This window comes from Micromonospora sp. 067-2, from assembly GCF_046549295.1.
GTDB lineage: Bacteria > Actinomycetota > Actinomycetes > Mycobacteriales > Micromonosporaceae > Micromonospora.
This window is the reverse complement of sequence record NZ_JAJPWB010000006.1, coordinates 220,561-240,541: the sequence shown is the minus strand read 5'-3', so window position 1 is coordinate 240,541 and position 19,981 is coordinate 220,561. Positions and strand designations below refer to the sequence as shown.

The 19,981-nt window shown below is 67.5% G+C and carries 20 protein-coding genes and 1 pseudogene; 11 read left to right on the top strand and 10 right to left on the bottom strand.

Features of this window, described 5'->3' with window-relative positions:
• Positions 1-73 precede the first annotated feature (73 nt).
• Entirely contained in the window at positions 74-2,269 is a 2,196-nt protein-coding gene (locus ACLJN9_RS16375) for a ricin-type beta-trefoil lectin domain protein (RefSeq protein ID WP_410812211.1), read from the top strand.
• A 72-nt stretch (positions 2,270-2,341) separates the two neighbouring features.
• Here the strand turns inward: ACLJN9_RS16375 and ACLJN9_RS16370 are convergent, their stop codons facing one another.
• Positions 2,342-3,412: an alpha/beta hydrolase family esterase gene (locus ACLJN9_RS16370; protein WP_410812210.1), complete on the bottom strand. Its 1,071-nt coding sequence runs from the start codon at positions 3,410-3,412 to the stop codon at positions 2,342-2,344.
• A 434-nt stretch (positions 3,413-3,846) separates the two neighbouring features.
• On the opposite strand from ACLJN9_RS16370, the gene ACLJN9_RS16365 reads away from it, so the two are divergent.
• Both ACLJN9_RS16365 and ACLJN9_RS16360 read left to right on the top strand, forming a co-directional pair.
• Positions 3,847-3,975 carry a hypothetical protein gene (locus ACLJN9_RS16365; protein ID WP_410812209.1) on the top strand — a complete coding sequence of 43 codons (129 nt, stop codon included), beginning with the start codon at positions 3,847-3,849 and terminating at the stop codon, positions 3,973-3,975.
• A gap of 379 nt (positions 3,976-4,354) precedes the next feature.
• The gene (locus ACLJN9_RS16360) at positions 4,355-5,155 is read left to right on the top strand and encodes a leucine-rich repeat domain-containing protein (protein WP_410812208.1); all 801 of its coding nucleotides are present in this window, start codon (positions 4,355-4,357) and stop codon (positions 5,153-5,155) included.
• A 96-nt stretch (positions 5,156-5,251) separates the two neighbouring features.
• On the opposite strand, the gene ACLJN9_RS16355 is transcribed toward ACLJN9_RS16360, so the two are convergent.
• Together ACLJN9_RS16355 and ACLJN9_RS16350 are read right to left on the bottom strand one after the other, a co-directional pair.
• The gene (locus tag ACLJN9_RS16355; protein WP_410812207.1) at positions 5,252-5,818 is read right to left on the bottom strand and encodes a hypothetical protein; all 567 of its coding nucleotides are present in this window, start codon (positions 5,816-5,818) and stop codon (positions 5,252-5,254) included.
• Between the two features lie 418 nt (positions 5,819-6,236).
• Positions 6,237-6,995, bottom strand: coding sequence for a hypothetical protein (locus tag ACLJN9_RS16350; protein ID WP_410812206.1), 759 nt, complete (start codon positions 6,993-6,995; stop codon positions 6,237-6,239).
• Between the two features lie 573 nt (positions 6,996-7,568).
• On the opposite strand from ACLJN9_RS16350, the gene ACLJN9_RS16345 reads away from it, so the two are divergent.
• The 3 genes from ACLJN9_RS16345 to ACLJN9_RS16335 all read left to right on the top strand — a co-directional run bounded on the left by ACLJN9_RS16345 (position 7,569) and on the right by ACLJN9_RS16335 (position 8,943).
• The gene (locus tag ACLJN9_RS16345; protein ID WP_410812205.1) at positions 7,569-8,096 is read left to right on the top strand and encodes an ATP-grasp domain-containing protein; all 528 of its coding nucleotides are present in this window, start codon (positions 7,569-7,571) and stop codon (positions 8,094-8,096) included.
• A gap of 94 nt (positions 8,097-8,190) precedes the next feature.
• On the top strand, positions 8,191-8,817 hold the full coding sequence (locus ACLJN9_RS16340; RefSeq protein ID WP_410812203.1) for a maleylpyruvate isomerase N-terminal domain-containing protein: 627 nt from the start codon (positions 8,191-8,193) through the stop codon (positions 8,815-8,817).
• 3 nt (positions 8,818-8,820) lie between these two features.
• Positions 8,821-8,943 carry a hypothetical protein gene (locus ACLJN9_RS16335; RefSeq protein ID WP_410812202.1) on the top strand — a complete coding sequence of 41 codons (123 nt, stop codon included), beginning with the start codon at positions 8,821-8,823 and terminating at the stop codon, positions 8,941-8,943.
• A gap of 138 nt (positions 8,944-9,081) precedes the next feature.
• Here the strand turns inward: ACLJN9_RS16335 and ACLJN9_RS16330 are convergent, their stop codons facing one another.
• Positions 9,082-9,672 carry a TetR/AcrR family transcriptional regulator gene (locus ACLJN9_RS16330; RefSeq protein ID WP_410812200.1) on the bottom strand — a complete coding sequence of 197 codons (591 nt, stop codon included), beginning with the start codon at positions 9,670-9,672 and terminating at the stop codon, positions 9,082-9,084.
• Between the two features lie 70 nt (positions 9,673-9,742).
• Here ACLJN9_RS16330 and ACLJN9_RS16325 point away from each other — a divergent pair, with 70 nt between their 5' ends.
• Positions 9,743-10,636, top strand: a complete 894-nt coding sequence (locus ACLJN9_RS16325; RefSeq protein WP_410812199.1) for an NADP-dependent oxidoreductase — start codon at positions 9,743-9,745, stop codon at positions 10,634-10,636.
• A 364-nt stretch (positions 10,637-11,000) separates the two neighbouring features.
• Positions 11,001-11,387, top strand: a pseudogene (locus ACLJN9_RS16320) (VOC family protein); the annotation flags it as partial.
• Positions 11,388-11,862: 475 nt separating this feature from the next.
• Here the strand turns inward: ACLJN9_RS16320 and ACLJN9_RS16315 are convergent.
• The gene (locus ACLJN9_RS16315) at positions 11,863-12,684 is read right to left on the bottom strand and encodes an NAD-dependent epimerase/dehydratase family protein (RefSeq protein WP_410812198.1); all 822 of its coding nucleotides are present in this window, start codon (positions 12,682-12,684) and stop codon (positions 11,863-11,865) included.
• Positions 12,685-12,885: 201 nt separating this feature from the next.
• On the opposite strand from ACLJN9_RS16315, the gene ACLJN9_RS16310 reads away from it, so the two are divergent.
• Positions 12,886-13,248, top strand: coding sequence for a VOC family protein (locus ACLJN9_RS16310; protein WP_410812197.1), 363 nt, complete (start codon positions 12,886-12,888; stop codon positions 13,246-13,248).
• Between the two features lie 283 nt (positions 13,249-13,531).
• Here ACLJN9_RS16310 and ACLJN9_RS16305 read toward each other — a convergent pair whose 3' ends face one another.
• Complete coding sequence (locus tag ACLJN9_RS16305) at positions 13,532-14,635, bottom strand: FUSC family protein (RefSeq protein WP_410812196.1); 1,104 nt, start codon at positions 14,633-14,635, stop codon at positions 13,532-13,534.
• 307 nt (positions 14,636-14,942) lie between these two features.
• On the bottom strand, positions 14,943-15,287 hold the full coding sequence (locus tag ACLJN9_RS16300) for a pentapeptide repeat-containing protein (RefSeq protein ID WP_410812195.1): 345 nt from the start codon (positions 15,285-15,287) through the stop codon (positions 14,943-14,945).
• Positions 15,288-15,410: 123 nt separating this feature from the next.
• Here ACLJN9_RS16300 and ACLJN9_RS16295 point away from each other — a divergent pair, with 123 nt between their 5' ends.
• Positions 15,411-15,680, top strand: coding sequence for a hypothetical protein (locus ACLJN9_RS16295; RefSeq protein WP_410812194.1), 270 nt, complete (start codon positions 15,411-15,413; stop codon positions 15,678-15,680).
• Positions 15,681-15,821: 141 nt separating this feature from the next.
• The gene (locus ACLJN9_RS16290; RefSeq protein ID WP_410812193.1) at positions 15,822-16,337 is read left to right on the top strand and encodes an LURP-one-related/scramblase family protein; all 516 of its coding nucleotides are present in this window, start codon (positions 15,822-15,824) and stop codon (positions 16,335-16,337) included.
• Between the two features lie 492 nt (positions 16,338-16,829).
• On the opposite strand, the gene ACLJN9_RS16285 is transcribed toward ACLJN9_RS16290, so the two are convergent.
• The 3 genes from ACLJN9_RS16285 to ACLJN9_RS16275 form a co-directional block, all read right to left on the bottom strand.
• Complete coding sequence (locus ACLJN9_RS16285; protein ID WP_410812192.1) at positions 16,830-17,714, bottom strand: class I SAM-dependent methyltransferase; 885 nt, start codon at positions 17,712-17,714, stop codon at positions 16,830-16,832.
• A 101-nt stretch (positions 17,715-17,815) separates the two neighbouring features.
• On the bottom strand, positions 17,816-18,739 hold the full coding sequence (locus tag ACLJN9_RS16280) for an AEC family transporter (protein WP_410812191.1): 924 nt from the start codon (positions 18,737-18,739) through the stop codon (positions 17,816-17,818).
• 537 nt (positions 18,740-19,276) lie between these two features.
• Entirely contained in the window at positions 19,277-19,690 is a 414-nt protein-coding gene (locus ACLJN9_RS16275; protein ID WP_410812190.1) for a hypothetical protein, read from the bottom strand.
• Between the last annotated feature and the right edge of the window lie 291 nt (positions 19,691-19,981).

Genomic DNA, 19,981 nt, shown 5'->3' with positions numbered 1-19,981 from the left:
ATGCGAGGCTTGAGAGCGCTCTCACACTGACGTGGCTGCGCCGGGCAGACCAACCAGTGGGAGCAGGGAAGCGATGAAAGCTACACCAGTGAGGTCTCGGCGCGCAGGGAGCCTGCTGGCGCTGATCGTGCTCGGCGCCCTCGGGTTCGTCGCGCCGGCCGGTCCGGCCGGCGCCGCCGTCGTGGGAAATCCGATCATCGGCCCGGGCGGTCGCTGTGTCGATGTCAGCGGTGACGACACCGGCGGCAACGGCTCGGCGGTGCAGCTCTGGGATTGCCAGAGTGGTGCCGCCGACCAGCACTGGACCTGGAGCGGCACCGCGTTGACCACGATCGGCCGCTGTCTCGACGTGCAGAGCGGTGGCACCACCAACGGCACCAAGCTGCAGCTGTGGGAGTGCAACGGCACCGGCGCCCAGCAGTGGACCGCGCAGGCCGACGGCTCGCTGCGCAACCCCCAGTCCGGCCGCTGCATGGACTCGCCGAGCGGCGCCAGTGCCAACGGCACCCGCCTGCAGATCTGGGACTGCAACGGCACCGGGGCGCAGAAATTCTCGCTCACGGTCGGCGGCGGCAGCTGCCCAGCCTATTCGGACACCCCCGATTTCGGCCCCAATGTGCACGTCTACGACCACGGCATGAGCGATGCTGCCATCCAGTCCTCACTCGACACCATCTTCGAGGCGCAGAAGAGCACCACGAGCGCCCAGTTCGCCACCCGGCGCGATGCGATGCTGTTCAAGCCGAGCGCCACGCCGTACAACGTCTATGCCAACATCGGCTTCAACTCCTCGATCCTCGGCCTCGGGCAGAACCCCGACGACGTACGGATCAACGGCGCGGTGACGGTCGACGCCTTCAACGCCAGCGACGCCGGCAACGCCACTCAGAACTTCTGGCGCTCCGCGGAGAACATGTCGATCAACACGAACGGCGGAGCCAACCGCTGGGCTGTCGCCCAGGCCGCGCCGTTCCGCCGGATGCACGTTCTCGGAAACCTCAATCTTTTTCCCGCAAGCTACGGCTGGGCCAGCGGCGGGTACATCGCCGACTCGAAGGTCGACGGCAACACGGAGTCGGCCTCCCAGCAGCAGTGGTACACGCGGGACAGCTCGCTCGGCTCGTGGAGCGGGTCGAACTGGAACATGGTCTTCTCGGGCGTCAACGGCGCGCCGCCGAACAACTTCAACACCGCGCCCGCCGGTCCGCGCTTCACCACGCTCGGCAGCACGCCTCTCTCACGCGACGTGCCGTACCTCTACCTCGACGGCGCCGGACGGTACCGGGTGTTCCTCCCCGCACTGCGGACGAACGCCGCAGGCCCGAGCTGGGCAGGCGGATCGACGCCCGGCAGTTCACTGCCGATGAGCACCTTCTACGTCGCCCGCCCCAGCGACTCCGCGGCCACAATCAACACGGCCCTGGCCAACGGCTGCAACGTCTTCTTCACACCCGGCATCTACCACGTCAACCAAACGCTGCGGGTGACGAAGGCGAACACCGTCGTGCTCGGCATCGGCTATCCGACGATCATTCCCGACGGCGGTGTCAACGCCATGGACGTCGCCGACGTCGACGGCGTACGCCTGAAGGGCCTGCTCTTTGACGCCGGAACCACGAACAGCGACACCCTGCTCCGTGTCGGCTCGGCGAAGTCGGTGGTGTCCCACGCCGGCAACCCGACCACCGTGCAGGATGTGTTCTTCCGCATCGGCGGCATGGTCGCCGGGAAGGCGACGAACAGCCTGGTGGTCAACGCCAACAACACGATCATCGACCACACCTGGGCGTGGCGTGCCGATCACGGTAGCGGCGTCGGTTGGACGGTCAACACGGCGGACGTCGGCCTGTCCGTCAACGGCGACAACGTGCTCGCCACCGGCCTCTTCGTCGAGCACTACCAGAAGACCGAGGTGGTCTGGAACGGCGCCAACGGTCGGATCATCTTCTTCCAGAACGAGATGCCGTACGACCCACCGAACCAGGCCGCCTGGACAAACGGCTCGCAGAACGGCTATCCGGCGATCAAGGTGAACCCCGGGGTCACCACGTTCGAAGCGTGGGGTCTGGGCAGCTACTGCTACTTCAACGTCAATCCCGCGGTGGCCTCGGCACGGGCGTTCGAGGCGCCCACCACTGCCGGGGTGCGATTCCACAACATGGCCGTGGTCTCTCTCGGCGGGGTCGGCACCATCTCCCGCGTGATCAACGACGTGGGAGCGGCGGCGAATTCCAGCAACACCAACGTGTACCTGGTGAACTTTCCGTGACCGGAACCCGATGAGAGTCGGGAACGCGGTAGGAGTCCGCTGCGCGGCCACGTCGTGCCACGCCCCGTCGACTCACGTCATCGGGTGACGCTTGGCGAACTCCCAGACGATCTCGCTGGCGTCGGGACCCGCGTGATCGGTGTACCTGCCGTCGCCGTCGGGGCCCGGCCAGGCGTGCCCCATCTGCTGGACGCGGTATGCCTCGACGATCGACGTACCGTTCGGTGCCGTGATCGTCGAGTGCACGTACGCGTGGCGGCCCGCCGCCGCCGGCACGGACACATTCTCCTCGGTCGAGTGGAGGCTGCCGTTTGGCAGTTCGTCGTCGACGAGATCGCTCACCGTGGTCCATTGTTCGACGAGTCGGGTGGCGACCAGGGGTGGAACGACCTCGTCCTCTTCGCCCTGGATGACGAGCAGTGGCACCTGCCGGGCGCGGCTACCCATCTGGGCCCGGGCCTGACGTGCCGTGTCCAGCGGTGGGGTCGCGTCCGGGTTGTCCGGGTCGACCTGGTCGAGTCCGTACTCACCGCCCGCCACCGAGGTCACCGTGGCGAACACGTCGGGGTAGGTCGCGCCGAGGATCACGGCGGTTCCTGCCCCGGACGAGGCGCCGGCCACGTGCACCTGGTCGGGATCCGCGTCGTACGTGTCGACGACCTGGCGGGCGACGCCGGCGAGCAGCGCGGGTTCGCCGGTTTGGCGGTGTTGCTCGCGGGGGTCCGTCGAGTTCCAGCAGTTGATCGCACTACCGAAGATCCGTTGCGTCGGGTAGACGACGATGAAGCCCTCCCGATCGGCCAGGTTGTTGAACTGCGTCGTGGACTTCATCGAGTTCCACCCGTAGCCGGTCATGGCGCAGCCGTGGATCGCCATGACGACGGGCAGTCGGGCCGTTGCGTCGTGCTGAGGCGGAAGGTGGACCTGGTAGCGCTGCGAACCGGCGTCGCTCTCGTACACGTGGTTGCGGTCTCCTTCCTGCATCCACCACGGCAGACCGAACTGAAGGGCGGTCGTGCCGACGCCGATGGCAACCACGACGGCGACGACGGCGGCGGAGACGATCCAAGGCCATCGCCGTCGACTGCGCGGGGAAGCGGACGCCTCGGGTGCGGCATCGGGCGCGGAGTGTGGGGCGGTCACTCAGGCGGTCCTTTCAGACGGGCTGGGCCTCGGACTGTCGCCGTCAGTAGGTGCACCGGGACGGTCGTCGTTGTCAGATGCTCCATGACACCTCGGGCCCGGCCGACTCGTCAGTGGCGCCGCGTCACGACCGCACGTGACGTGGCGTCACTGGTCGTCCAGCTGCTGCCGCCCGGGTGGTGACCCTCGACGAGCGGGGTTCGCCCCGAGGCCGTGACCTGATCGCCTCATGGGCCGCCCGGCTGAAGGGGTGCCGATGGTACCCGGGTACCTGGTCGCGGTGCTCGGCGTCGCGCTCGGCATGCTCGTCCGCCCCAGCACCATCGCGATCCTGGCCGGCCTCCTGCTGATCGTGCCTGGTCTGGCCGTGCTGCTCGGACTCGATCTCCGAGGCCCTCACCCCGTACCTGCCGAGCAACGCCGGCAGCGCCGTGATGGCGCTGACCCAGGCGGACGGGACCCTAGCGCCGTGGGTCGGCCTCGTGGCCTTCGCCGTGCATGTGATCGTGGCGCTCGCCGCGGCGGCGTACCGGCTGGCGCCCGGCTCACCGACGGCGCTGTGATCGTCGTCGGCCAGGACGTTGACGAGTCTGCGCTGGTCTCTTGCTGCGGTTCGAGAACGGCGATCTCGTTATCGGGACACTCGGCGAAGAGTGGGTTCTCGCCGCCGGCCCGGCGCCGGCGGCCGCCGCTCATTACTGGGCTGCGCAGCCCTTCGTGCACGGCGGATGCCGGTAGCGGCTACTTCTTCATCTTCCAGCGGATCAGGCTGCGCAGATCATGACCGTGGCACCGCGAGAGCCTGTCCGGTACTGGCGGAATTCTCGACCTGTTGGTTCGCACGTGACTGCATGAGCTTCCCAGCCACGAGCACGTCGGCGCCTTCTGGATGAGCCGATGACAGCGCGCATGCGGTCGATGGGTGCCGGTAGGGTCCTCGGCGTGGACGCGAACGAGATCACGCCGCATCTGGTTCCCAATCGCTTTGCGGATGCGGTCGGACCCAGTGCAGGCGGTCCGGCACGCGACCATTGCCGTTGCGTCGGCCACTCGGTCGCGACCCGGCCGGACAACGTCGTCTTCCATGCGGACCGTCAGGACACCGAGGCGACGGGTTGGCGGCACCTGCTGGCGCTGATCGACGAGGCCGCGGCGGATGGGCGGACGGTGTTCAAGCCGTTCGTGGAGCTGAGTGCTCCTGAGCGGCGGCAGATCGTCACGCTACCGGAGACGATCGCGGAGCTGACCGCCGTCAAACGTCTGGTGCTCTACGGCACGAATCTGGTTCGCATCCCGCCCGAGATCGGGTCGATGACCAGCCTTGAGGTCTTCGATCCGTACACCTCCCACCGGCTGCACTGGTACCCGTATGAGCTGACCAGATGCACGAAGCTGGCCGGCAGCACGGTGAGCACGCGCGTCCTCTATGGCAACGTCAAGTTCCGTCCTCCGTTTCCACGGCTGCGGCCAGTGACCCGTGCGGTGGAGGCGGACTTCGCCGCGCTCGACCCAGGCGTGTGGGGCTGCGACGCGGTGCGAACCTGCAGCGTCTGCGATGGGCCGGTTGACGGTGAGCTTCGCCAGGTCTGGATCTCTGGCCTGGTCGCCACCGACGTGTTGCCGTTACTGGTAAACGCATGCTCCGCGGCCTGCGTGGCGGCACTGCCGCAGCCGTACCCGGGCTACCTCCCGACGCCGCACACCGGCGGCCGGGACATCGTTCAGCCGGACGTCAGGCGATGAGGCTGCTACCACGAGACCACCCGCAACTATCGATCACCGTGCACTCGAGCAATGCGCGGGTCACCGAAGCCGGGTGCGTCTGGGGCGTTCGGGTGACTAATCCGCGCGGTCCAGCATGACGGCGCTGTGCACGGGGGTCCTCGCCCAGAGTGCTCGCAACATCGGGTGGTGCTGCACCTCCGACTCCGCTTCACCAATCGCATGGTCGCGCTCCGGACCGAGTGGACTGAAGTCGAACCCGCTGTCCTGGACGTTGAGCCGGCCCAGATCGGCGAGCGCGGGTGCGTCTGCAAAGACCAGATCCAGGCTCACCTGCCAGATCTCTGGTTGGTACCAGTCGGTCTCCTTCCAACGTCCCCGCACGTCGACGGCGAACTGTCGGGTGAAGCTCAGGCTGGGGAGCCGGTTGTGCCAGCTGTACCGGCCCCACTGAATAGTGAAGCCGTCGGCGTCGCTGTTCGGCCCGGGCTCCAGGCCGTCGACCGGCTGGGCAAGAAAGTCGCGGAACGCCTTCCATGCCGTCCCGACGTTGTTCACCCGGTCTGGAGTCAGGCCGTGGTGGCGTAGCAGCCCGACCAGTTCTTCCGGCGACTCGCGCCATGCGATACCCACGGTCCAGCCCTTTCCACCCGGAACCCATCCACCCACCGACCAGGTGGACACCCACCCGCGCGTTCAGGCCACCGAATCCGTGCTGGCCTCATAATCGCGCAACTCGATCACACGCGGGCGGCCCAGCTCTCGCAACACTCGGCGGATCTGGTCAACGCTGTCGTCGTCCCGCATCGATTCTCCGGTCAGTACCAGCACATCTTGCGGACACGAACTACTCAGCAACGGGTGCCAACAGTCGTTCTGCACACCCCATCGCTGCTGCAGCGACGAGCCCACGTGATAGCCGAAATCACCGACGAGCTGGCCGGAGGTTTGAACGCCTCCGGCCGGGCCACAAGGTCATGAGTTGCTGCTGCTTTGCCCGCTGGGCCGATTTCTCACCAGTCGGCCCGCCGAGAGGGTGGGCCGCCCCCTCATGGCACGGCCCACCCGAACCCGCCGTCCACAGTGGACGGCTTCCGAGACGTCAGGCCGATGCCGCCGCCGCTGGCTGAGACGTGCAGTCAAGCGCACGGGCGATGTACAGGCCGTGGTTCAGGTAAGCCAGAAGGACATCGATGGTCCCGTTGTCGAGCGCCGCTTGCGCGGCTGCTTGCACGTTGACGCCAGCGTTCGGCATCGTCCGGTTCACCGCGATCCGCAGATCTGTGGACCAGGAGGTCTGCAGGTTCGTCTTGAGGAACGCGCGGAGATCCTTCGCAGAGCCGTCGAGCCGCGCCTGGATTCTGCCCGGCAACGTGGTCAACGAGTTGGCGGTTGCCGCAGCCAGGATCTGGTTGGCCAGCACCCGCACCTCGGTGTCGGAGGCGGTATCGAGGTCGACGGTGACAAGCGGACGAATATCCGTGTACAGCTTGAGAGACCCGGAGTCGAGCGCACGGGCGATGTACAGGCCGTGGTTCAGGTAAGCCAGAAGGGCATCGATGGTCCCGTTGTCGAGTGCCGCTTGCGCGGCTGCTTGCACGTTGACGCCAGCGTTCGGCATCGTGCGGTTCACCGCGATCCGCAGATCTGTGGACCAGGAGGTCTGCAGGTTCGTCTTGAGGAACGCGCGGAGATCCTTCGCAGAGCCGTCGAGCCGCGCCTGGATTCTGCCCGGCAACGTGGTCAACGAGTTGGCGGTTGCCGCAGCCAGGATCTGGTTGGCCAGCACCCGCACCTCGGTGTCGGAGGCGGTATCGAGGTCGACGGTGACAAGCTCGCGAATATCCGTGTACACGACCACTCGGCAGGATGCTTCGGTGAGCACGGGCGATCTGGTTTGAGCCACCGCCGATGTCGCCGGGACCAGGAGGGCCAGTGCCAGGAGAACGCCAGCCGTAATCTTCCCTCGCATATTGACTTCTCTTTCCTATCACTCACGTACATGATCGTCAGGGCGAAACATACAAGATTTCCGAGATCCGCACGGGCCCCTGGGTCCTGCCTGAGCCCTTGAGCACCGACCGCGTCGGTTGCTGGGGGTGGCTGGTGCCGGCCGGCGTCTCGGTTCACCCAAGGCCACGTCTGTTGGTGTGCTGCGGTTCGATGTGAAGCGTCGTGGGCGAGCATGCTGGAGTCCGCCGCGGTTCAATCATCTGAGACACCGATCCCACGGGCAGCGCCCTGACCAGCGCTTCAGGCTGTTCGGCGGGTCCGAAGGCGTCACGGATGCCTGGAACCGATCGAACGCTTCCTGGCGTTTCTGGTCGGGGACCGGTTGCTATGGCCGGACCGGGTTCGGTGCGGCGGCCTTCGGTTCTGGCGCTGGCGGATGGCCTGGTCCGTGACGGACACACCTGTGTGCAGGGTGAGCGGCTTGCTGAGCCTGCAGTTGGGTGGCGGCGGTCGGGTGACCGATGGCGGCGATGTCCTTGCGCAGGTCGTCGAGGGTGAGTTGCGGCTTCAGGGTGCCTATCACGGTGTCGGTGAGCGGACTCCAGTGCTCGTCAGCGACATCGTCGACTTCACCGCCGAGTACCGGCTACACCTGCTCGACGGTGTCGTCTACACCGGCAGCCAGTACGCCGCGCACGGCCGGTTGCACCTCGGTCCTCCGTCGACCGACGCGCTAGCCTTCGGCACCGATCTCATCGCCGGATACGAGCACACGCCGCCCTCCGCCATCATTGTGGACGTAGGACTGCTCGGCGGCTACTGGGCCGTGATCGAGGCAAATGCCGCATGGGCCAGCGGCGCCTACGTAGCGGATCCAGACTTGGTCCTCGATGTGGTCCTCCGAGCGGCCAGCCCAACGGCTTCGGTCACCGCCCGCGACCGAGAGTTCATCCGACGGCCTCAGCCGACCGCCGCGCTTCAAGCCGGCAGGTTCAAGCCGGTGTACTGATCTGCCGATGTCCACGCACTCGCAACGGGGAGCCGCTCCCCGCCGGCGCGTGCGGGGATGACAAGGGTTCCTGTGCGCGCATAACGTGCACTCGATGATCCGACCCGCGTTCCTGGACGCCGCCGAGACCGCCATGGCCCTGTTGCGCAATCCGATACTGGCCGAGCAATGGTCCTCGCCCAGCGCACTGCCGGACTTCTCCACCGGCGGCCTCGCCCACCACCTGGCCAACCAGGTCACTCAGACCGTGACGTTCCTCGCCGCGCCACCAGGAGAATCGGCGATCTCGGTGTTGGAACACTTCACCGGCAACGCCTGGGTGACTTCAGGCGTGGGTGGTGCCGACAACATCGACATCCGGCGCCGCAGCGAGCAGACAGCTGCGGCGACGACCGCCAGCGAGCTGGCGGACGCGGTCGATGCGGCATTGGCCGACCTGGGTGCCACGGTGACAGCGCAACCGCCCGATCGCATCGTGGACCTCGGCGATTGGGGCCTAAAGATCGATGACTTCCTGCTGACCCGGGTCGTGGAGCTGCTCGTGCACACCGACGACCTGGCAGTCAGCCTCGGCTTGCCGACGCCACCGATGCCGCAGACAGCGACTGAGGCGACAATCCAGCTGCTGAGCAGCCTCGCGGCCTGGCGACACGGTTCCCTGAACGTGATACGCGCGCTAGCTCGGCAAGAACGAGCTCCCACCTCCATCTCCGCCCTCTAGCTGGTGGAGCTCGCCGACCTGCTGCTCGCCGTGGGTGTGCTGGCCGCGCTGCTGGCCCGGGATTTGCGCTTTCTGCGCTGGTTTTCAGAGGTGCCCGGCTTCGGCGTGGGGGTCCGGATCACCTGAAGATCATCTCCCTACGTCAGATGGACGACGATGAGCCTTTATCGTCGATGCTGTGGATCTGAATTGCGGCTGTTCGATTCGTTGCGGCCGACGTCAGCGCCGCTGCGCCCTGCTCGGAGCAGATTGGGCTCGCGCCGTTCACCGGGCAGGGCGGGCAGGGGCGGTGACCTTCCAGGCGGCCTCGATCATCTGGAATATCTCGTCCACGGCGGTCTGAGGATCGGCCGCCTCGCGGGCCAGCGAATAGGCGTCGATGACGAACCTTGCGATCGTCCGGCACGCGGTCGCGGTCTGTGACAGGTCGGGATCGGCGGCGATTGCCGTGGCCAACGATTCTGCGTGGCGCAACCTCATCGCCTCGTCGTACCTTCGCAGGGCAGGTGATTCGCCGATTATGAGCCAGATCGGGGCCGCACTGGCCGACGTGCAGTGGTGCACCAGTGCGTGGATCTCGCGGCGCAGTGCGGGGATGAGCGGCTCGTGCGGCGCCCGGTCGGTGACCGCCTGGACGAGGCGTTGCTCGAAGTCTTCGTCCAGCTCGAACACCATGGCCTCTTTCGAGGCGAAGTGCAGGAAGAGCGTAGTGACGGCCACGTCGGCTTCGGCGGCGATCTCGCGGATGCCCACCGCCTCGAACCCGCGTTCCTCAAAGAGCCGCAGGGCGGTGTCGGCGATCTTCTGGCGGGTCGCGGCCTTCTTACGCTCACGACGTCCGGGTGGCGCGGTCACAGCAAGACACTATCAGAAGCATCAGTGGAGCGGGTTTTTAAAGCTATCCGGTAGTGCTACTGTCTGGCGCATGAAGAAGGTGAGCTTCGCCGAGTTCGGCGGTCCGGAGGTCTTGCGACTCGTCGACGACGCGGAGCCCCATGCGGATCCTGGTCAGGTGCGGATCGCCGTGCGGGCGGCGGGGGTGAACCCGGTCGACTGGAGGAACCGGGAAGGCCAGTTCCAGAAGGCCCGTCCGATCGAGTTGCCCGCCGGGGTGGGGCAGGACGCCTCCGGCGTGGTGGACGAGGTCGGCGAAGGCGCCGAAGGGGTCGAAATCGGCGACCAGGTCTTCGGTAGGGGCTCAAGCACCTATGCCGAGTTCGCCGTGCTGACGTCCTGGGCCCGGATGCCGGAGGGTCTGTCTTTTCAAGAGGCGGCTGGCTATCCCTCCGTGGTGGAGACCGCGCTGCGCATCATCCGCCAGGTCGGCGTGCAGCCCGGGCAGACGCTGCTGGTCAGCGGCGCGTCGGGGGGAGTCGGGTCGGCGGTGCTGCAGATCGCCCGCGACCGGGGCATCGCGGTGATCGGCACGGCCGGGGCCGCGAACCAGGATTACCTGCGGAGCCTGGGTGGCCTCGCCACGACGTACGGCGAGGGCTGGGTCGAGCGGGTGCGGCAGCTCGGCCGCGCCGACGCGGCTCTCGATCTGGCGGGCTCGGGCGTGATCCGCGAGCTCGTCGAGCTGACCAGAGATCCGCGGAAGGTGATCTCCATCGCCGATCTCCGCGCGCCAGAATTCGGTGTCCGATTCTCTGGAGCGGGTGGCAGCATGTTCGAGGCGCTCGCCGAGGCCGCCGACCTCATCTCACGAGGAAAACTCCACATTCCGGTTGAGAGGTCGTACTCGCTCGCCGAAGCCGCGCAGGCACACGTCGACAGTCAAGCCGGTCACACGCGCGGGCGCCGGGTCGTGGCCCTTTGAGACGACCTTTGCGCACACCCACGGCCCGGTATCGCCGAAATCGGCAGCGATGGTGACGTTCTTCCCGCCGCTCACCGACAAGGATGGGCGATTCAGCTACCGACGCCCCGTCTGGGCAGATCACCGCGACGTTCGTCGAGGTGTTCTTTCACCAAGCCGGCTGGGCCACTCCCGGTCCAGCACGGCGTCTCCCGGTACCGCCTGAGCCCCGCAGGACTCGCTGGGCTGGACCACCCGCACCGAACGCACCATCACTGACGGAATGGGAGCCCTTGCCGACGCGGTCGCAGAGGTCCGTACGCACATGTGCCGCTGTCGAGACGCGTGAGCGACGAGCAGGAAGCCACCCCCTGCGTACGCTGCGGTGGTGCAGATCGACCTGGTTGCGCTGATCGTCGACGAGTACGACCCTGCGATCACATTCTTCACCGACGTGCTCGGGTTTGACCTCGTCGAGGATTCCCCGTCGCTGACCAATGACGGGCGACCCAAGCGCTGGGTCGTCGTCCGGCCGCCGGGTGCCCAGACCGGGTTTCTGCTCGCCCGCGCGGACGGAGAACACCAGCGTGCCGCAGTCGGTAACCAGGTAGCTGGCCGGGTCGGGTTCTTCCTCCGCGTCGAGGATTTCGACGCCGCTTACCTGCGCGTCGTGCAGGCCGGTGTCACCGTCGTCCGGGAACCGCGGACCGAACCCTATGGCCGGGTCGCGGTCTTTCTCGACATCGCCGGCAACCGCTGGGACCTCCTCGGCGGCACCGGAGGCCAGCACGTTGCCAACGGGTTGAGAGCAACGGCACGGACGCGGGTCAGCTCACCCGCCGATGCGGCCGCGGGAGACAGCGCTGGTGCCAATCAAGGTGCTGGGCCGGCAGCTCACAATTGGTCGGCGGCCCAGTGTGAGCCCGGTTTAGGGGAGCAGGTGGGGAGCGGTCAACCTTCGCTGCTCCCCACCTTGCCGGTGCCGGCTGTCGTCGTGCAGTCCTCAGGCGCCTGTTGAAGAGAGTCGGCCCCATCGACGTACCGCTCTGGGCCGTCCGTGCTGCTGTCGGTATGGATCCCGGAAGCCGAGACTCAAATCCCACCAGCAGCCTTCTGACCAAGGCTTCTTGCTGGGAGACCTCTTCGGCGGGTCCGAAGGCGTCGGCGCTGGCGCCCTGCGGAGGCGGTCGGGCGGCGTCCGCACATGCCGATGAGCGGATGTCAGCGCGGTTGGGCAGAACTCGTCCTCAGGATGGGGCAGGGGGCGCTACGACGTATCGCAGGGAATATTCAGCGCTGGTGTAGGCACCGCCTTGAAAGGCCGCGGTCTCGATCGGGGTATCCGAACCGGGCACCCCAGCGGCATAATCCTCCGCGTCGTCTACGGGCAGATAGCCGAGCTGCGCCCCGGCGGCGGTATCCCAGAACGCGCGTGTGTTGGCGGACACGGCGTAGGCCGTCACGAAGTGCACGTCCGACGCGGTGATGGCCGCACGGATGAAGCCGACGCCGTCGCGCGGGCTCAACCAGGTCGCCAGATATCGGGCCTCGGCCGGCTCCTCCTCGAAACTGCCGATCCGCAGGCACACCACCGATAGCCCGAACTTGTCGGCGTACAGGCGCCCGAGTGCTTCGACGGCGACCTTGCTCACCCCGTAGAAGCCGTCGGGCCGAACCGGTGCGTCCGGTGCGACAACCTGCCCGACCGGGTAGAAGCCAGTGACACGGTTGCTGCTGGCCAGGACAACTCGTCCCACCGCCTGTCGGCGGGCTGCCTCCAACAAGTTGTACGTGCCCAGCACGTTGCTATCCAGTAGGCCAGCCAGGGGCGCCTCGTCCGGGAGCCCGGCCAGGTGCACCACGGCGTCCGCCCCCTCCAGGGCGCCGACCACGGCGTCGAGGTCTGCCAAATCCAGTCGCAACGCCCGCTCTGTCGGAGCCTGCGGATGCACCGGAACCCTGTCGACTAGCACGAGTTGGCGAACCTCGTCACGCAGGTGTTGGCGCACTGTCGATCCAATCCGACCTGCCGCACCCGTGACTACTACCGTGCCCAGAACTGAACTCATGGCCGAGATTCTGGCAGCACGCACCGACATGATGATCATCATCGATATCACAGCGACAGGCCCTGCTCGCTCATCGAACGTCCGCCCATGCCGCGGACCGAGAGTCACGGAACGTAGCCGGCCGGCACGGGATGGGGCATCCGGACGTGCCGAGATGAGTGCAGTGGGAGCGGGCCGCACATCGTCGCTATGGTCGGTGTCGTGGAGACACTGGGCCGACTTGCCGGAGTCACGGTCGACTGCCGGGATCCGCAGCGACTGGCTGACTTCTGGTCCGTGGTGCTTGGAGGACGCGTGACGGAGTCCCTTCCCGGCTGGCGGCGCGTCACTGTCGCGGAGGGCGGCCCGGTGCTGACGTTCCAGCCGGTTCCGGAGCCCAAGGCCGGCAAGACGCGACTACACCTCGACATTGCCGTTACCGACGTTGACGAAGCGGTCGATCGGATCGGGATGTTGGGCGGGCGGTGGACAGGTGAACGGCATGACTACCAAGAGGGCGCAGTCCTCGTCATGACGGACCCGGAGGACAACGAGTTCTGCGTCGTGCAGTACTACCGAGTGTGATCTGGTTAGGCTTTCGACCGAGCATCCGAGACCTGCTGATGGCGTCGTTACGCACCGTCGTCGTTGCACACTGATCACACGCGGCCGCGAGAGTGTGGAGCCGTCGACACACTCTTATGCCGCTGACAAGGCGCGGCGATCGTGAGCGTGCTGGCCGATCGACCGATGTGGCTGCGGGAGCCAGCGCTGGCGCCAACCAAACACTGGCCGGCAGCCCACGATCGGTCGGCGGTTGGCGGCCCGGGGCGAGATCCGAACGGCGCTCAACTGTATCCGCCGGACGTCACGCCCGACTCAGGCCGAGCGCCTCGTCCACCCGGTCCAGCACCGTCACGTCGTCGTGGCCGACGCCGCGCAGCAGGTCGATCGCGGTCGCCCGGATCTGCCCGACGATCATGGTGACCGGCAGCGGCGGATCGGTCCGCAGCAGGCCCGCGGCGATCCGGACCGCCTCCAGGGCTGCCGCGTCGGCCCGGTGCGCGTGCCGATCGGCGTCGGCGCCACTGAGGTCGAGGGCCAGAGCCTCCCCGGCCGACCGTACGGCGGCGGTCAGCGCGCCGATCGCGGCGGCCAGCTCCGGCGGTGTTTCGGTGTGCCGGCGGGTCAGGGTCACGCTGGCCCGGGCCAGGACCCGGATGTTGCGGGCGGCGTAGTCGAGTTGCCGCAGCGTCGCCTCCACGTCGACGAGCTTGCCCAGTTGCCGGCGGCGCAGTCCCAACCGCAGCGTCTCACCGGTGGCGAGCACTGCGGCCTGCATCTGGGCGACGCAGTCGTCTACCTGCCGGGCCTGGTCCAGCGCGGCGCGGGCGGCATCCTCGTCGCAGCCCTCCAGCGCCGCGTTCACCTGGTCGAGCAGGTCGGCCAGGTCGGTGTAGCTGCACCGGGCCTGCGCCACCAGCGGTGCCAGCGGGTCGCGGGCGGCCGTCAGCTGGCTGGCGGCCAGCGCCACCGCGCCGCCGATGAGCGCGTCGACGAAGCGGAACGGCATCAGCGTTCCGCTCGGCGCGGCGACGACGACCAGGTACATGGCCGAGACGGTGGCCTGCACGACCAGGGCACGGCGGGCCCCGATCACCACGAGCGTCGTGGTGGTCAGCAACAACACCAGCAGGACCGTGCCGGTGCCCGGGCCCAGCGCGTACACCAGCAGTTCCGCGACGAGTACGGCGGCGGCCACGGCGAGCAGGATCTCGACGGTCTGCCGCAGCCGTCGCCCGCGGGACTCGCCGAGCACGACGAGCGCGGCGGTCGGGGCGAAGAACGGGTCTGGGTGACCGATAACCACCGCCGCCACGATCCAGGCGACCACCGCGGCGGCGGTCAACTCGACCACGGTCATCCCGTCGTCCCGCAACCGCGCGACGGCGTCGCGCCCCCACCTCCGCACCGGTGATGCCCCTCTCGCCGTGCGGACCGGGACCGGCCGCCGATTGATCTTCTGCGAGGAGGGCCCTTACCCCGCCTGTGACCTGCTCAATCGCTCGGGTGGCGGGCGGCACCCGGAACGGGTGGCCACCCACGGCTGCCCCGATCCGCGCGTGCCGATGCCGTGTTCGGTTGCGTTAGGTCGCTTCATCCAGGGGCTCAGCGGACTCGGCGTCGTCCTACATCTCCTGTGGACGCCGAGGGCAAGGGTGTTGTCGGATCCACGAGTCAGGTGGACGTGATCCAGCTGAGTTGGGGGTGCCGACACGTCAACCGGGCGTATCCCCGGAGACTGGGAGGCCGCGCGGCCACCCAATGACGCGCTCGGCGATGACGCCTCGAAGGTCGGCCCCGTTCCACCGGGCCTCGGTGTCCGTGCGTCCGTACTCCGGGTCGTGCGTCACGACGTAGCTGAACCGCGCGTAGGACAGATCCGTGTCACGCAGGTCGGCATCCCGCAGATCGCAGCCAGCGAAGCTGACACCGCGGAGGGAGTCCCCCCGGAGGTCGAGGCCACGGAAGTCACACAACTTGAACAAGTACCGATCAAGCGTGCGATGCCGAAGATCGCGACCCGCGAACGATTTCTTCGTCGCGCCGGGCAGGATGCTCATTCCGCGAACCGTAGCGTGGTCGTCCAGCCCTCCACCAACAGCAGGCACTGCGCCCACCGGACGTGACTCAACCCGATTCCCAAGCCGACAGTGGCAATTGCGCTAAGGCCTACCATGGCTTTCATGCTCCACTGGTACGAAGCCGTGCGTATGGCCGAGGAGCGTAGCGACTGGGTCCAAGCCATCGCGATGGTCAGCGCTGTAGCAGAGTGTTACAGCTCCGGTCCTGTACGGCATAACGCCCACCTGTGGCACCTGGACCTGCTTGCCCAGGCCGGACGGCACGATGAACTTGCGGCCCTTGGCCAGAACGACGTGCACGCACGACGGCGGCTGAACCGGCTGCAACGGGCCGGCGGTGAGGGCGGAGAGCCGGACAGCGAGTTGCGGTGACGGGCACTTCGCGTGTGAGCCGCGCCGCCGAGTCCCTTGGCGCGGGGTTGCCGCTGTTGGATGGATGGACGACCGCTGCGACTACGGCTGGTCGACCGAGTCGCCCGGCCTGCACTGCCCGCAACGTTGGGGGAGAATCGAATGATGTTTGTCATCAAGGAGCGGTTCTTCTCGATCGGCGACGACTTCGACGTGCTCGACGAGCACGGCACCAAGGTCTTCCACGTCGACGGCAAGGTGCTCAGCGTCCGCAACAAGGTCGTCATCGAGGACGCCTCCGGCGGTGAGGTCGCCACGCTGCACCGGCACCTGGTGGCGCTGCGTCCCACGTACGAGATCCGGATCGGCGGCGAGAAGGCCGCGGAAGTCCGCAAGAACCTGCTCACGCCGTTCCGCGACAAGTTCACGATCGACGTTCCGGGGCCCGACGACCTGGAGATGAAGGGTGATCTGCTCGACCACGAGTACGTGATCGAACGCGACGGGACCGAGGTGGCCGTGGTCTCCAAGCGGTGGCTGACGATCCGGGACACCTACGCCGTGCAAGTCAGTGCTGGCGTCGACCCGCTGCTCATCATCGGCAGCGTTCTCGCGCTCGACCTGGCCACGAATCGCGACAAGAAGAAGGACGACAAGAAGAAAAACGACGAGGACTGAGCCCTCGGCGGCAGCGGCCTTGCTTGGTATCGGGATCGCAGCCGGGGCGGTTCACCGCGTTCACCGGCCGCGGATCGGTTCACCGGCCGGCAGGGCCGCTTCGGTGCGCTCGCCGCAGCCCAGCTCGGCGCGGCGGGCAACGCTCCACGCCGGCCGCGCCCTTCGGCACACCGATGACGGCGTGAGCACGCCAGCGATCACCGCGCGGGTGGTCGCTGTTGTGTGGCCAACGCCGTGGGTTGGTGCCGTCGGGTTCGATCTCAAGGATCCGGGTCCGTGAGCGGCCAGCAGGATGGGTGAGCGGGTGGCGATGACCGATCTACGGTACTGCGACCCGCCGGCGGCAGAGCCGCACATGTCAGAGCCGGAAGATCCGAACTATCGACCCGGCGTCGTGCATCGTGTGTGGCGCGAAGGCTTGGTATGCCCACGCGTGTACCCAGGCGTTGCCGGTCCGTACGGTGAGCCAGGTCTTGAATGCGCGGTACGTCCTCAGCGGTTCCCGCGCGGACGCCGTGCGCGAAGGAACGCCGTGGCCATCGTGCGCCGCGTTGGCGTGCCGGCCGCGGCCAGGGCGGTCATGTACGTGTCGAGACGCCCGCGTTCGTCGTCGGTCAGGGCGGCGGCGATCGCTTCGCCGTACGTGGGGACCAAGGGGTTGGGCGCCGTGCGCTTGAGTGTCTCCCAGTCCCCGATGGGGTCGGCGGGCGCGTCGATCTGGGCGCGGTAGTCCAGTTCCACCGCCCCGAAGCCGGCGGTCACCACCCAGTCGACGAGGTCACGCTCGTCGAAGTCCATCATCGGTCGCGTGGTTTCCTCGGTGGTGCCCCGGTAGACGTCGCTCACCTTGGCGATCAAGTCGTGCACGGGCGCGGTGCCCACGCCGAACAGATCATCGGGCCGAAGCCGCAGCGCGAAACCGTTGATGGGCTCGAACAGGGAAATCCGCCCGCCTGGCCGCAGGACCCGGAAGAACTCCGCGAAGGCGGCGGCTTTGCGATCGGAGTAGATGAGCACCGACCGAGTGGTCACGACGTCGACAGAGGCGTCAGCGATTCCGGTGAGATCATCGGCCGACGCTTCCACAAAGCTGCACCGTGCGTCGCCATTGGCGGTGCGCCGGCACTCGTCGAGCACATCCGGTGAGACATCGCTGAAAATGACATGACCGTCCGGGCCGAGTCGATCCAGCGCGCCGAAACCGATCAGTCCCGTCCCGCAGCCCACGTCGAGGACCACGTCGTCGGCCTTCAGGCCAGCTCCCTCAAGGACGCCGTCGCGGAACGCCGCCAGATCTCGGGCGTTGCGGGCGCGCAAGTCCGCGCTGTTGCCGTCCCGGCGGGTCAAGAGCCACTGTGCCCACTTGTCCGTCGCCACCGGATCATCGTAGGCCCGACGGATAGACGGACACTCGTATACGGGCCTTGGCCGCGGCGCTCGGTTCTGTCGCTGATTACTGGACGAGTCAGTTGACGGACCTACCCGAGCAGCGTCGCCGCCGTGGCCAGGGTGGCCAGCGACAGCGTCGTGGTCACCACCACCGCCCGGTTGGCCACCGCCTCGCCGACGCCGTACTCCTGGGCGAAGATGAACGTGTTCTGCGCTGTCGGCAGGCCTGCGCACACCACCACGGCGAGCAACTGCGGCGCGGATAGGTGCAAGGCCAGCCCGGCCGCGTACGCGATCACCGGCTGTGCGACGAGCTTCAGCACGGTGATCACGGCCAACTCGGCCAGCTCGGCTGGCTCTGCCCGCGACGGCGCCGTGCTGTGCAGCGACGCGCCGAGCGCGACCAGGGCGGCCGGAACCGCGGCGCCCGCCAGCAGGGTGAGCGACGCGCCGGCCGCCGACGGCAAATGCAGGCCGGCAGCCGAGCACGCGACACCGAGCAGCGACGCCAGGATCACCGGGTTGCGTACCGGCAGGGAGGCGATACGGCGGACCCGTACCCGCCCGACCGGGTCACTGTGCCGGTCCAGGGCGATCAGGATCACGGGTGTCACCACCAGCACCTGCAGCAGCACCACCTCCGCCAGGAACGACACCTTGCCGAGGACCTGCGTGGCGATCGGGATGCCGAGGTTCGCCGAATTCACGTACCCGGCGGCCATGCCCGAGATCGGCCGTTCGCCGGGCTTGCGACCGAACAGCCGGCTCGCGCCGACCCACCCGAACCCGACGACCGCGGCCGTGCTCACCCCAAAGGCGAGCAGCGAGCGCCCGGCGAATCCGGAGAGCGGCATTCGGGACAGGGCTAGGAACAGGGCCGACGGCATCGCAAGATGGAACACGAATCGGCCGAGCACCGATGCCACCGCCTCGCCCAGCAGGCCCCACCGACAGGCCGCGTAGCCGACCACGGTAAGGATCCAGATCGGTACGAACGCCGACACCAAGCTCATACGGGCGTCACCGGCGGTCGGGCGTCGTGCCGACTCAGGTACTGGCGGGCGTCCGGGGCGTACGAGTCGAGCAACTCGGCGACAATCTCCACTGGGCGAGGATGTCATCGACCTGCAACTTCACGCGGTCATCCCCAACGTGCACATCTGCCGCAAACCGCTCGCTACTCAGCGTCACGAACTCAAGAGGGGCTGTGGCGGCGCAGTCGTACGCGCAACGACCATGCGATGCCGGCCGCGTCCGGTCAGAAGCCGGTTGTCGCCGCGGTGCGGGTGGCTTACCGTGCGCGGCGTGCCGTCGACGCTGTGGGAGTTCCAGGACTTGTTCGTAGAGCTGCGGGATGGTCCGGTTGCGGGTTGGGGTGGCGAGGTGTTGCAGCCGTGGCTTGATAGGCGTCCTCAGCTTGTGGCGGAGTTGCACGAGCTGGGCCGTCCGGACAGCCGCCGGGTGCGCGTACCGCGCGAGGGCAACCACTACACGGCCCCGGAGGGGCTGTACGCGTTCAGTCGCATCGTCGACGTGTTGGTGTCGGCGTTTCAGCCGGACCCCGGTCCGCAGTTGCCGGACTGGACCGACGGCAAGCTGTGGTGGCGGGGCACCATCCCGGGCACGTCGGCATGGCCGGCGTTTTGTGGGGCGATCAGGGCGGCACCGCTGGCCTTCACGCCGCCGCGGGGCAGATCGGTGCTCATCCCACCGGTGGGACGGTCGATCTCGTCCGCGTACACCATTGAGAGGTCGGTGAGCGACATACTGTCGTCCTCGACGCTGATCTTGGGCTCGTCCCCGCCGAAGACGGACTCCACAGTCTTTGGGACGTTCGTGATCAGCGTGGTCACCACGGCGGTGACGAGCGCGGTCAACGCTGCGGCATAGAGGAAGGCATGCTTATTGATGAATCGGTCCCAGGCTGTCTTCGACGCCTCCACCGGCTGGCGCGCCTCTGCCACCGCGGGAGAAGGCCGCGGTCTCCTTTTTCTTGACATGGTGTATCAACCGCCGAGTGATGTCGTGGGTGAGCGCGATTGGACCCGGCCGGTAGGCAACGCAAAACGAGTCTGTTTTACATTGTGGACGACCAGAGACATTGAGAGGCATCGGGCGGACGGTCACGGTGGACGATCTGATCATCGCGCCCACGGCGGCTATGGCGGCGATCCGGGTGGCCGGTTAGCCTCGCTGCTCGTACCGCAGATCACACCGATCACAAAGTGGGCGAGAGGTGGGGAGTTACGGCCCGT

Excerpts from the sequence above, each read along its gene's own strand:
- ACLJN9_RS16375 (WP_410812211.1), top strand. The coding sequence starts at position 74 with ATGAAAGCTACACCAGTGAGGTCTCGGCGCGCAGGGAGCCTGCTGGCG.
- ACLJN9_RS16365 (WP_410812209.1), top strand. The coding sequence starts at position 3,847 with ATGGCGCTGACCCAGGCGGACGGGACCCTAGCGCCGTGGGTCGGCCTC.
- ACLJN9_RS16340 (WP_410812203.1), top strand. The coding sequence starts at position 8,191 with ATGATCCGACCCGCGTTCCTGGACGCCGCCGAGACCGCCATGGCCCTG.
- ACLJN9_RS16325 (WP_410812199.1), top strand. The coding sequence starts at position 9,743 with ATGAAGAAGGTGAGCTTCGCCGAGTTCGGCGGTCCGGAGGTCTTGCGA.
- ACLJN9_RS16315 (WP_410812198.1), bottom strand. The coding sequence starts at position 12,684 with ATGAGTTCAGTTCTGGGCACGGTAGTAGTCACGGGTGCGGCAGGTCGG.
- ACLJN9_RS16300 (WP_410812195.1), bottom strand. The coding sequence starts at position 15,287 with ATGAGCATCCTGCCCGGCGCGACGAAGAAATCGTTCGCGGGTCGCGAT.
- ACLJN9_RS16295 (WP_410812194.1), top strand. The coding sequence starts at position 15,411 with ATGCTCCACTGGTACGAAGCCGTGCGTATGGCCGAGGAGCGTAGCGAC.
- ACLJN9_RS16290 (WP_410812193.1), top strand. The coding sequence starts at position 15,822 with ATGATGTTTGTCATCAAGGAGCGGTTCTTCTCGATCGGCGACGACTTC.
- ACLJN9_RS16280 (WP_410812191.1), bottom strand. The coding sequence starts at position 18,739 with ATGAGCTTGGTGTCGGCGTTCGTACCGATCTGGATCCTTACCGTGGTC.